8 protein-coding genes and 1 pseudogene are annotated in these 10,862 nt (G+C 59.4%); 2 read left to right on the top strand and 7 right to left on the bottom strand.

Going from position 1 to position 10,862, the window contains the following annotated elements:
* Positions 1-110: 110 nt before the first annotated feature.
* From R6U20_RS05230 to R6U20_RS05215, 4 genes are all read right to left on the bottom strand, one after another.
* Positions 111-860, bottom strand: coding sequence for a TIGR01548 family HAD-type hydrolase (locus R6U20_RS05230; RefSeq protein ID WP_410336809.1), 750 nt, complete (start codon positions 858-860; stop codon positions 111-113).
* Positions 861-1,080: 220 nt separating this feature from the next.
* Positions 1,081-4,401 (bottom strand): S41 family peptidase, encoded by a 3,321-nt coding sequence (locus tag R6U20_RS05225; RefSeq protein ID WP_410336808.1) that lies wholly within the window; start codon positions 4,399-4,401, stop codon positions 1,081-1,083.
* A 143-nt stretch (positions 4,402-4,544) separates the two neighbouring features.
* Positions 4,545-5,198, bottom strand: coding sequence for a pyridoxamine 5'-phosphate oxidase (gene pdxH, locus R6U20_RS05220; protein WP_410336807.1), 654 nt, complete (start codon positions 5,196-5,198; stop codon positions 4,545-4,547).
* An 87-nt stretch (positions 5,199-5,285) separates the two neighbouring features.
* Positions 5,286-6,032 carry a DUF429 domain-containing protein gene (locus R6U20_RS05215; protein WP_410336806.1) on the bottom strand — a complete coding sequence of 249 codons (747 nt, stop codon included), beginning with the start codon at positions 6,030-6,032 and terminating at the stop codon, positions 5,286-5,288.
* Positions 6,033-6,254: 222 nt separating this feature from the next.
* Between R6U20_RS05215 and R6U20_RS05210 the strand changes: the two genes are divergently transcribed.
* Complete coding sequence (locus R6U20_RS05210; RefSeq protein ID WP_410336805.1) at positions 6,255-7,115, top strand: proline dehydrogenase family protein; 861 nt, start codon at positions 6,255-6,257, stop codon at positions 7,113-7,115.
* A 39-nt stretch (positions 7,116-7,154) separates the two neighbouring features.
* Here R6U20_RS05210 and R6U20_RS05205 read toward each other — a convergent pair whose 3' ends face one another.
* The 3 genes from R6U20_RS05205 to R6U20_RS05195 all read right to left on the bottom strand — a co-directional run bounded on the left by R6U20_RS05205 (position 7,155) and on the right by R6U20_RS05195 (position 9,533).
* Positions 7,155-8,141, bottom strand: a complete 987-nt coding sequence (locus R6U20_RS05205; protein WP_410336804.1) for a 6-bladed beta-propeller — start codon at positions 8,139-8,141, stop codon at positions 7,155-7,157.
* Positions 8,142-8,556: 415 nt separating this feature from the next.
* Entirely contained in the window at positions 8,557-9,132 is a 576-nt protein-coding gene (locus R6U20_RS05200) for a hypothetical protein (protein WP_410336803.1), read from the bottom strand.
* A gap of 215 nt (positions 9,133-9,347) precedes the next feature.
* Positions 9,348-9,533, bottom strand: a complete 186-nt coding sequence (locus R6U20_RS05195) for a LysM peptidoglycan-binding domain-containing protein (protein WP_410336802.1) — start codon at positions 9,531-9,533, stop codon at positions 9,348-9,350.
* A gap of 315 nt (positions 9,534-9,848) precedes the next feature.
* Between R6U20_RS05195 and R6U20_RS05190 the strand changes: the two are divergent.
* A pseudogene (locus tag R6U20_RS05190) lies at positions 9,849-10,862 on the top strand (cell filamentation protein Fic); the annotation flags it as partial.

Genomic DNA, 10,862 nt, shown 5'->3' with positions numbered 1-10,862 from the left:
ACTCCCGGTCCCTGCATGGTGCGGCGGGGACCGGGCGGGGATACTGCGAATGGTATCGGGGCGGGCGCGGTGTGTGGCTTTCCCCCTGTATGCTCCTGACGGGGGATTGGCTACGCGCTGCGGGTGGAGGCCACCTGTTCGTCGAAGCGGCGCAGTACGGTCGGCAGATCGTTCGGGGTATTGAGCACGGTGTGGGCTCCGGCTTTGTTGAGCACGGTGGTATGATCGGACGTGTCGAGGTAGGGCGGCACCACGCCCAGCGCCCACATGTTGGCAGCACGGGCGGCTTTCATGTCATCAACCGAGTCGCCCACGTAGGCGGCCTCGCTGGCATCTACGTCGCGCCCGACGGCGGCCAGCATGGTGAGCGTGTGGTTGAGGGGGAAGGGATCGGGCTTGGTACGATCGCCCTGCTTTTCTTTGCCAAGCACGATAGGGAAGTACGACGACCAGTCCATATGATCGATCGTCCACTCGGCCTCTTCTTGCGGGCGGCCGGTGACCACGCCCAGGAGCAGCCCCTCGTCTTGCAGCGTGTCGAGCGTGGCGGTGTCGATGAGCGGCGACTCGTCGCTAATGAGGCCGTCCCAGTCGTTGCCGCGGTAGCGCCGTTGAAACTCTTCGATGACCCGGCTTAGCGGCACCTCCATGGCGGTGTCGGTGATGATGGAGTGCGTGAGCTTCCAGTCGTCGTTGAAGCCGCCGTGGTTTTTGTAGCGCTGCACATCTTTGGGACTGATCTGGCGTCCGGTAAAGTGCTCTACGGTTTCGATGATGGCCTGGCGATACGAGGTGGACACGTCCACCAGCACGCCGTCCATGTCGAACAGCAGCACCTGAAGGGGCAAGGACGAAGGCATACGACAGCGGGTTGATGAAGGAAGAGGATACGGATGCAATGCGGATATATGACATCCTCAACAAGCCAATGGGCTTGCTGGGTCAATCCGTATGCACACTCGTAGACGCCCACAGTTCCCGGCTACACGCCGCTGCGCGTGGATTCGACGCGATGGCGTTGTGCCGTCTGACTGGTTCGGAGCGCTGGGGTATTCTGCTCAGCGGCGATGGCGAGCGGGTTCAGTTCTCGCTTGTTTCGTTGTCAACGCGCTGCAGCAGTTCGTTGACCATGCGCTCGAGCTGGGGGTCTTCGCCCTGGGCTCGCGCATCGGGCGGGTTGCTCACGGTTGTGGTGGGCGTGGCGGGCCCGTGCTCCATGTTCTGATCGGTTTCGCGCACGTACCAGGCGCGGAACGGCATGCGCACAAACGAGCCATTCAGGAGCCCTACGCCTCCTGTTGAAATAACGGCCCCGAACGTGGGCGTGCCCACGACCGGCCCACGGTCGATCGACTTGAACGCGTGCGCAAAGATCTCAGCGTTGGAGTAGCTGTTCTGGTTGATGAGCGTGCCCGCGGGTTTGGTCCAGGCGGGATACGGGAGGCGTTCGCCAAACGGGTAGTGGTCGCGGAACTCCGTGTGGTTTGCCTCCAGATTGTCGGTGGCGCCGCGCGGGATGGTGTAGGCATGCTGATTCACGTTGAGCGTAGCCATGAGGTAGTCGGTCGTCCAGCCGCCGCCGTTGTAGCGCACGTCGATGATGAGGCCGCCCTTGCCGTTGCCGCTGGCAAAGAGCTCGCGCTCAAAGCGCTCAAAGCTGGGCCAGTTCATGCCCTGCACATGCAGATAGCCGAGGCGTCCGTCGGAGTATTCACGGGCAAGCTCGTCTCGCGTATCCACCCACTCCTGGTAGAGCTCGCTGCGCAAGCTGCTGGTGGGCCGGATGCGCACGGTACGCGTGTCGCCGTCGTCGTCCTGCACGGTAAGCATCACCAGTTCGTCGACGGTGTCGTTTAGCAGGCGGTAGGGACTGGTGGATGCGCTGAGTGCGGTGCCGTCGATGGATGTGACGACATCGCCCACGTTCAGGCGGCTTACCTCGCGATCGGCGGGGCTATCTGGGACCACGCGGGTGACCTCCAGCCCGTTGTCGGCAGGGGCCCACTCTACGCCCAGCAGTCCTGTTTGCTCGGATTGCGTATCGGCGCGGTCGGGGCCGTAGAAGCCCATGTGGCTGGCGTTGAGTTCGCCCAGCATGAGGTTGACCATGTACTGGAAGTCGGTTGAGGTGGAGGCTCGCATCGCCCACGGGCGGTACTGCTCCACGAGCGCGTCCCAGTCGGCGTCGTGGAAGTTGGGATCGTAGAAGCCTTGCTCCATGGCGCGCTCCATTTCATCGAAGACCTGGGCGCGCTCTGCGGGATAATCAATCTCCATGCGTGCCCGGAACGGCAGGCGCTCTACGCTTCCGCCGTCGGTTGCGATCCGTGCAAGCTGGCCGCTGGAGTGTGCGAAGAAGAGATGGCTCTGCTCGGGACCAAGCCGCACGCTGTACGGACCCAGATCGCCCTCGGTGAGGGCTTTTCGCTCGCTGCCATCCCACTGGATGCTGTAAAGATCGACCTCGGTATCGGCGGTGGTGGTTCGTCCGCCGCGCCCGGCCACGTAAAAGAAGGTGTCGCCCTCTTTTCCAATGACCGGGTTCGCCTCGTTGGCCGGTCCGGCTGTGACGCGCTCCAGGCGTTCATGGATCGTGTCGAAATCGATCTCGACCGGATCGGGCGTGTCGTCTTCGCCCTCCTCTTCATCGTTGGCTTCGTCATTTGCTTCCTTGTTGCTGGCAGAGGGCCGCTGCGGAGCGTCCTCGTCCCAATCCTGCTGGGTTTTTTCCCAGTCGGATTCACGCAGCCAGACGAACCATATATCGTCGTTGCCGCCGCTGCGTCCGGAGACGAAGCCGAGCTTGCTGCCGTCAGGGCTCCACACGGGGTTGCGGTCGGGGCGTGGGTGCTGGGTTACGTTTACGGGGTCTTCGCTTCCGTCGGCTGCGTGGATGTAGACTTCGTGGTTGTAGTCGAGGTCGGGCCGCGAGTACGCGAGCCACTGGCCGTCTGGGCTCCAGGCCACGCCGCTGGCTTCGTTCCATCCCTCGTGCAGCACGCGCTCATTGTTGAGCGTCTGGTCGTCGGTCAGGTCGGCCACCACGAGCGACTTTGGGCCGTAGTGCGCTGCGCCCCGATGAAAAGCGACCTGCGAGCGGTCGGGCGCAAGCACGGGACTGCGCTCGTCGGTCTCGGTTTCAGTGAGCGGTGTGATGTCGTAGGCCAGGGCATCGAAGAGGTCGTCGGTCTCTGCATCGCCCGATTCGAGGCGATAGAGGTCGTACGTGCCGCCCCGATCGGATACGAAGAGCAGCGTTTCATCGTCGAGCCACTGCACCTCGCGATCGTGGGCGGCTTCGGTGGTGAGCTGCACGGTGTGGTTGCTCTCGTCATCGTTGCGCGTTAGGAACAGCCGTCCGCGCACGGCAAAGGCGATGTAGTCTTCGTTGGGCGACACCGCCATGTCGCTGGCGCTGCGCGTCATGGTTTCGCGCTCAACCGGATCGAAGCGGTCGTCTTCGGCAACTTGAACGGAGAGGCGCTCAGGATCGGCCTCGTCTTCGGGGCGCATTACGTAGATGTCGGTGTGGCGCTCAAACGCAAGCACGGCCCCATCGGCGCCGGCTGACAGGTGGCGCACGCCGTTGCCATTGTCATAGGTGGTTACGGCCTCGGGGTCCCCTTCTGGCGTTCCGTCGTCGGCAAGGGTCAGGCGATGCACGTTGTAGGTCTCGCTGCGCTCGCTGATGAAGTGCAGCGTGCGCGGCCCCGTCCACACGGCGTTGTGGTCGTTGCCGTCGAAGGTGGTAAGCTGCGTGTAGGATTCGTCTTCCGTGTCGTAAAGCCAGAGCTGCTTGGCGGCAGGGCCGCGGTAGCGCTTGCGCGTGGTGCCATTGCTGCCGCGCTCAAACACGATGAAGCGCTCATCGGGCGACATAACAGGCGCGTATCCGAGCGCGTCCAGGTGACGCTGGGGCAGCCCGCCTTCGGCATCCACCCGGTGAATCTCGGACTCACGCTCAACCTGTGCGTAGGCGCGCCGCGTGGTAAAAAGCAGGTCGCCGGTGGGGGCCCACTGGCTGAGGGCGTCGGTGCCCGAGTAGAACGTGCGGCGGTTGGGGCGGCTGCCTTCCGCATCCATTACGTACAGATCATCGCCCCCGTAGCGGTCGCTGCTGAAGGCGAGGTGGTTGCCGTCGGGGCTCCAGGTAGGGTTGGATTCGTACGCTTCGTGCACCGTCAGACGATTGGCGCGTCCCCCCGACACAGGTACGCTCCACACATCGCCCTGAAACGAGAACGCAATGGTTTCGCCGTCGGGATGCACGGCGGGATGCCGCACGAGTGGAGCGCGGGTTGTGTCTTCGGCATCGTCAGCGGCATTGTCTTGGGCATGTGCCGTAGCGACAATGCCAAACGCAAGCAAGGAGTAGAGCGCAAGTCGTATCCAGGAAAGCATGTACAGGCAGGGGAGTTGTGAGTAGCACGCTGTGCTTATACACGGTACACAGCATAGCTGTCATCTGCAATGACACCGTGCACTGTTGATATGGATGCATGCCTGCTGTTACCAATGACGAATGCACGCGCCCGCTTGCTTCGCTATGGGGCCAGGCGCTCGATCGTCCACGGGTCTTCGCTATCTGCGTCGGGGCGGCGGTAGCGCAAGCGGTCGTGCAGGCGGCTGGGGCGGCCTTGCCAAAACTCGACGGTGTGCGGCACGATGCGTATGCCGCCCCAGTGCGGCGGACGCGGCACCTCGCCCTCCTCACCAAAGCGCTCCTTGACCTGCGCCCAGTTATCGTCGAGCACGTCGCGGCCGTCGATGACGCGGCTCTGCGGCGAGGTCCATGCCCCCAGTTGGCTGCTGCGCGGACGCTTGGCGAAGTAGGCATCCGACTGTTCCTCCGAGACGCGCTCGGCGTGCCCTTGCACGCGCACCTGCCGCTCCATCGGCTCCCACCAGAACGTGAGTGCGGCATGCGGATTTTCCTGTAGCGCCTGGCCCTTCTGGCTCTGGTAGTTGGTGTAGAGCACAAAACCAGTATCCAGTTCCTTGAGCAGCACCACGCGCGAGGCCGGACGGCCCTGCTTGTCGGCGGTGGCCAGCGTCATGGCGTTGGGCTCGGGCAGGTCGGCCTCAATGGCTGCGTCGAGCCACGCACGAAACTGCGCAATGGGATTGCTGGCGACCTCGTCGCGCGTCAGCGTGGCGCGGGTGTACTCCTCGCGCAGGTTGGCGATGTCGGTAGGCATGGCAGGTTGGGGGATGCGAAAGGAAGTAGTCTGTGTGGACGATTCGTATCAGCCGCGCAGGCTGCAAGATTCCCCCGAATTGGAAAACTACCGCCAGATCTCCATGCGCAGTCCGGTGGGGTCAACGGGCACCGGTTCGGTTTGGGGGAGGCGTGCGGCGGTGCCCTGGTGCATGCGGCGCGCGGTGCTGCAGGCCGCGTGGGCGTCGAGGATGTCGTCGCGCTTGACCTGGCGGCGCGGGTAAGCGCTACACGCATCGGGGACGCCATCGAACCCGGCGTCTTGTAACAGGTGGATGCGATGCTGGATGCCATGGTCGGTGTGTTTGGATGCATCGACCGGGGCGTTGCCGTTGAGCACATAGAAGCTGCATTCCGGGTGCACCTCGCATATCCGATGCTGCCTCGCGGGCGTGATGAGGGTGTCGAGTGCTCGGATTTTGGAGAAGAGGTGGAATGCTTGCTTGGTAAGCCCCACGCGGTCGGGGTGACTGGCGCGGTTGGCAGCGGTGGCGGCTTCGTAGGAGTCCGCTTCCAGCGCCGCACGGCACGGCGGCGAGAAGATGCTGCTGGAGCGCGGCCATCCGAGCAGGGTGCGGGCCGCCCGGTCGCAGGCGCGTCCGCCGGAGCGGGCTTTGGCCGGCAGCCCAATAATCATGTCGATGCCAATGCACGCGGGCTGTTCGGGCAGATGCAAGAGGTCGGCGGTGTGCTCTACGATACGGTGCCGGTGTGCGCCCGTGCCGGTGTGTTCGAGTACGACGATCCACCCGGCCGGGCAGGCATCGGCTCCGGCGACCCACGGGCGGGAGGCGTAAGGCAATTGCGTGGCCATAAGATGTAGGACGCAGGAACGAGAGCGACGGAGAAACTGCGAGGAATACCGGGGGCGCGTCGATACTTTTGTTTTTCCAAACGGATGCCTGATGCTTCGAGAGCCCTCCGATGCGCAACAATGTCTGTATTTCGAACTGGTTTTTCAACGCGCAGGCCAACTTGTGCCGGACGTGATGCCTATGTTTTACTGTCTGTAAAAGCGCTTTCATTACCTACTGCTATGCAACTTCCTTTTTTCCTGGCCCGCCGGTTTGTGGCGGGTGAAACGCTTGACGAGGCGCTGCCTGCGGTGCAATCGCTGAATGACGATGGCTTGCATGTGGCGCTCGACTTGCTGGGCGAGCATGTGCATGACCGTGACGTGGCGCGGCAATCGCGCGATACGTACATCGAGCTGGTGCGCACGCTGGACGCGGTGACGCCGCCCGAACGCCGCAATCGCATTTCGATTAAGCTGTCGATGCTGGGGCAGCTCATCGATGAGGAGTTCTGCCTCAAGAACCTGCGTGCGCTCATGGAGGTGGCCGCTGAGCACGACATGTTTGTGCGGCTGGATATGGAGGGCAGCGACCTGACGGATTCGACGCTGTCGATCTTTGAGACGATGCATGCGGACTTCCCAGATCACATTGGTCCGGTGCTGCAGGCGATGCTGAAGCGCACGGATCGCGACATCGACCGGATGTGCGAGCTGGGCGTGAGCGTGCGCCTGTGCAAGGGCGCGTACGGCGAACCGGCGGCACGGGCCTACCAGGACATGGACGTGATCCGCGCGCGCTTTACCGATTACATGCAGCGCCTGCTGAAGCACACGTCCTATTCAGGCATTGCGACACACGATGATTCGTTGATCCGCGCTACAAAGCAATTCGCCGCGGACGAAAGCATCTCGCGCGACCGGTTCGAGTTTCAGATGCTGTACGGCTTGCGTCCGGATACCCAGCGCGAAATGGCCGCTGATGGATACAACATGATGGTGTATGTGCCTTACGGTACGGAGTGGTTTCCGTACTTCTACCGGCGCCTGCGCGAGCGAAAGGAGAACGTGTTCTTCGTGCTGAAAAACTTGATGCGGTCGTGAGGGGGGCCTCGGACGGAGACTCCATTCCAGACGGTTCGCTCACTCTGCTGCGTTTAGCAGTTCGTCTATATGGTAGGCCCGAAGGGTCGTAGAAAGCTCATCTTCGTTAGCCTCTGCTGCGTAGAGAAGTTCTTCATCACGGTCGGCATGAACGACAACCCCCGGCAGGCGAACGCTACCTAATACTTCCCCAGAGTCGGCCTCTATCAAATCCACTAATGTACTCTCTGAAGCAGGTCGCCCTCCTTCACCAATAGTAACCGCCAGCACATCGGGGGCCACCATGTACATTGATCGCGGCAAATTGTACTTGTCTGTCCACTCATCAAGATTGCTTTCAGGCTGCGGCTCCTCGGGCAGAACAATGTGTTCGGGAGGAGAAACAGATATTTCTTGCTCTTGCTCTCCATCGAGCGAAAATATGCTTATACTATAATCGATTGGCTGTATTGCGTATATTCGTTCGTTTCCCTGAATCACAAAAGAAGCGTCGGCCCACACGCTGATGTTGAATTCCTGCGCACGTTCACGCATCGGGAAGAATGACTTTATCTTTTCCCCACTTTTTGTAAAGAAGTGCATGGTATGTCCAGAAGAAAGCACTCCATCAAGACCTGTAATGATCAAAAGCGAGTCGTTTTTGAATGCAATATTGCCAGAAGGAATGATACCAGGCGTGACAAAGGATCGTTTGTAATCCCCTTCGCGCGTAAAAAAGCTTATCCTATTGCGCCAATCGCGCACCATAAAATCAGATTCGTCTGGGCTTAGTTCGGCACGAAGCGGCATCATGAACTCTCCGGGCCCTTCCCCCTCACCGCCGACGGAGCGAATGTGTGATCCGTCGTCTTCGAAGATATGGATTTGGTGCGCTTCCAGATCATTCGCATAGATACGGCCCTCGCTATCAATGTCAATAGCCGTGATGTAAAAGGTATTGTTGAGTGTCCACTCTTGGTCTGGCGTCTGCGCCAAAGTCGGGTTAACCAAGCACAGTGAAAAGACGAGAAGCAAAAAATATAACATAGCAATTCGAATTAAAGCGTGCGTGATATGCAATCAAGCATACCACGCACGTATGATCAATTCCGTCGATTTATTTTAGAGAGGTACACAGCCACAGGACATGATGATATGCGGACACCCACATAATGGAACATCAATCTTGTCCGATTCAAACTGTACGCCAGGCTCCACATATTGGACGGCCTCTGTTTTTGTGGCTACATCAACCGTCGCCTGCTCATCCACCTCATAAGACATTCCGGTAAGCAGGAAAGCTACGATAAGTATGAAAATTGAAGCCATCCCTTTTAAATTTAAAACTATGACAAATCACCTCATTCTACCAATTGGAAATAAGATTGACATTTACTACGTGCGCTCAATCCCAATACATAACATGCATTGGGTATAGGTAAGTGATATTTTAGAAGCCCCATTAGCGACTTCCGCTTGGAAGATACGTCAGCAGTTCGTCGTACCTTGCCTGCATGACTTCTCTGTCAGAAACGATTCGTGAGGCATACCTCACATCTTGACCTTCAGCCAAAAGCATTAGCGGCGTCTGGCCCATTTTATCAAGGTGACGATAGAACCGTTCTGCTTCGGAACTCAAAGGCGCAGTATACACAGGATAGGAAAACGGTACATCACCTAAGAATGACCGCAGTTCGCCCTTATTGGTGTCAACCCCAATAGCTGTTATCTGTAATTCACTGTGCCCGTTAATTCCAAGTTCTTGAGGGATCTTTGTCCCATATTCCAAACAGGAATAGCAATCTGTCGGACGAAGCACCAAAACCACTGTCCAGTCTGTTTGGCTCATGAGTTGGCTCATAGGAATTTGCTCTTCTGCCTCAAGTGGGCTAATCCTATCAACCGGAAGGAAATCTGATGGTACTCCCTCGTCTTCAGATGACTGATCAGCGCTCTCGGTCACAGCAAACCCAACCCCGAATAGCAGAGCAACTCCTAAAGCAAAACCAACAATACTTTTACCAACAGAGAATGACATGAGATTGATTGCTCACATTACCTTGACAAACGCACAAGTAGTCTACCCCCCCGAATTACTTTTTCAAATTAAATAATTGTTAAGTCGTTAGAGATGGTACAGCTGTAATGTAGGTCACTTGATTAAACTATATGTGCTGTAGTCTCGCTAAATAAAGAAAAGGGACGCAGCGCGCTGCGTCCCTACCTGCTACTTGGATATGTAGAACGCACCTCTTACGGCGATGGAATTTTGAGCGTCTGCCCGGGCTGCAGGCGTCCGTCGCTCAGTCCATTATGCTGCTGGATACTGCCCACCGATGAGCGATGCGAGCGGGCGATGTCCCACAACGTTTCGCCAGGCTGCACGACATGGGTGGCGCCCGAAAAGTTGGATCGGTCATTCTGCTGACGTATAATCACGAGTGCCAAATAAGGGGCGGCCCGAACGCACTGATTTCTGTTTTTTCGAGGCGTGCGGGTTGTGTGCTTGCGGATCAATGGTGCCTGCGGATCAACTGAACTTATCCCTGTTTTGCGAGTGCTTTACCAAGCATGGGGGCGTTTGCGATCGTTTTGTCAAGTATGCAAGCGATATCTCAAATGATTGCTGCCTTACGAGCATTCTGTCAACAGCGCAAGCGCTTTGCCGAGCGACTGTCGCTCGGCAGGCGCCTTCTCACATTTGCGCGTCGATTACCATTATATGACTACCTGTTAGGAGCCTAAAGCACTTTTATGTCACTCACGCTCGATCGCCTTCCGGACAAGCCGCGCACGAGTTGGAACGGGCGAGGTATGCCGGAGCCCGGTTGGCCGTGTGGATACAGCGCGCTGATCGAGCACTTCGAGCTATCGATTCCGGCTCCGCCCCGACTTGCGATGGTCGCAAAGCGCCATGAGCCGGAGGAGGCGGCCCGTTGGTGGGTCCTTCCTCGCCGGCGGAGGCCAAACGATACCCTAACTGATCATCTGGAGCTGGCGCTCAAGGTGGAGGGCGTCCGTCTGGCCGTCTTGAACACGCTTTTTGAAGTGATACCGGCAGGCGTGCTTAGCTCGTGGGTGGGCGAGTCTCCTACCAGCAAGTACACGCGCCGCATCTGGTTTCTGTATGAGTGGCTCACGGGACGCGAGCTCGGGGTGCCCGATGTGAAGGGGCGCCCGGCGGCCGTGGACGTGGTCGATCCGTCGCAGCAGGTGGCCTTGGCAGATGGTGAGCTTTCGCGTCGGCATCAGGTACGAAATAACGTGCCGGGCTCTCCGCGTTTCTGCCCGATGGTACGCTGGACGGAGACGCTAAAAGAGAACGTGCGTGCGGAGCTGGACCAGGAAGCGCGTGAGGTGGTCGGGCGTACCCATCCCGACGTGACCGCACGGGCAGCGGCGTTCCTGCTGCTAAGCGATAGCCAGTCCTCGTTCGAGATCGAAGGGGAGTCGCCCCCACGCGACCGCATGCATCGCTGGGGACAGGCCATTGCTGAAGCAGGAGCGACCGAGCTCACCGCCCGAGAGCTCGTCCGGCTTCAGCGCATCGTCATCGGGGACGAACGCTTTGTAGCGATTGGTCTACGCGAGGAGGGCGGCTTCATCGGCATGCGCCACCGGCGGACCAGCGAACCGCTCCCCGAGCATATCAGCGCCAAACCGGAGGACCTGCCTGACCTCGTGGAAGGTGTGATCGCGTACGTCGAGCGGGCCCAAGAGCACGACATGGATCCCGTCATCGTAGCGGCGGTGGCCGCCTTTGGCTTG

It is taken from the genome of Longimonas sp. (genome assembly GCF_046498435.1).
Taxonomy (GTDB): domain Bacteria; phylum Bacteroidota; class Rhodothermia; order Rhodothermales; family Salinibacteraceae; genus Longimonas.
Note: the sequence above shows the minus strand (reverse complement) of the source record. Positions and strands in the feature narration are given on the sequence as shown.

Bases quoted from the DNA above. Each gene is read 5' to 3' on its own strand.
- R6U20_RS05230 (WP_410336809.1), bottom strand. From the start codon at position 860: ATGCCTTCGTCCTTGCCCCTTCAGGTGCTGCTGTTCGACATGGACGGC.
- R6U20_RS05225 (WP_410336808.1), bottom strand. From the start codon at position 4,401: ATGCTTTCCTGGATACGACTTGCGCTCTACTCCTTGCTTGCGTTTGGC.
- pdxH (WP_410336807.1), bottom strand. From the start codon at position 5,198: ATGCCTACCGACATCGCCAACCTGCGCGAGGAGTACACCCGCGCCACG.
- R6U20_RS05215 (WP_410336806.1), bottom strand. From the start codon at position 6,032: ATGGCCACGCAATTGCCTTACGCCTCCCGCCCGTGGGTCGCCGGAGCC.
- R6U20_RS05210 (WP_410336805.1), top strand. From the start codon at position 6,255: ATGCAACTTCCTTTTTTCCTGGCCCGCCGGTTTGTGGCGGGTGAAACG.
- R6U20_RS05205 (WP_410336804.1), bottom strand. From the start codon at position 8,141: ATGTTATATTTTTTGCTTCTCGTCTTTTCACTGTGCTTGGTTAACCCG.
- R6U20_RS05200 (WP_410336803.1), bottom strand. From the start codon at position 9,132: ATGTCATTCTCTGTTGGTAAAAGTATTGTTGGTTTTGCTTTAGGAGTT.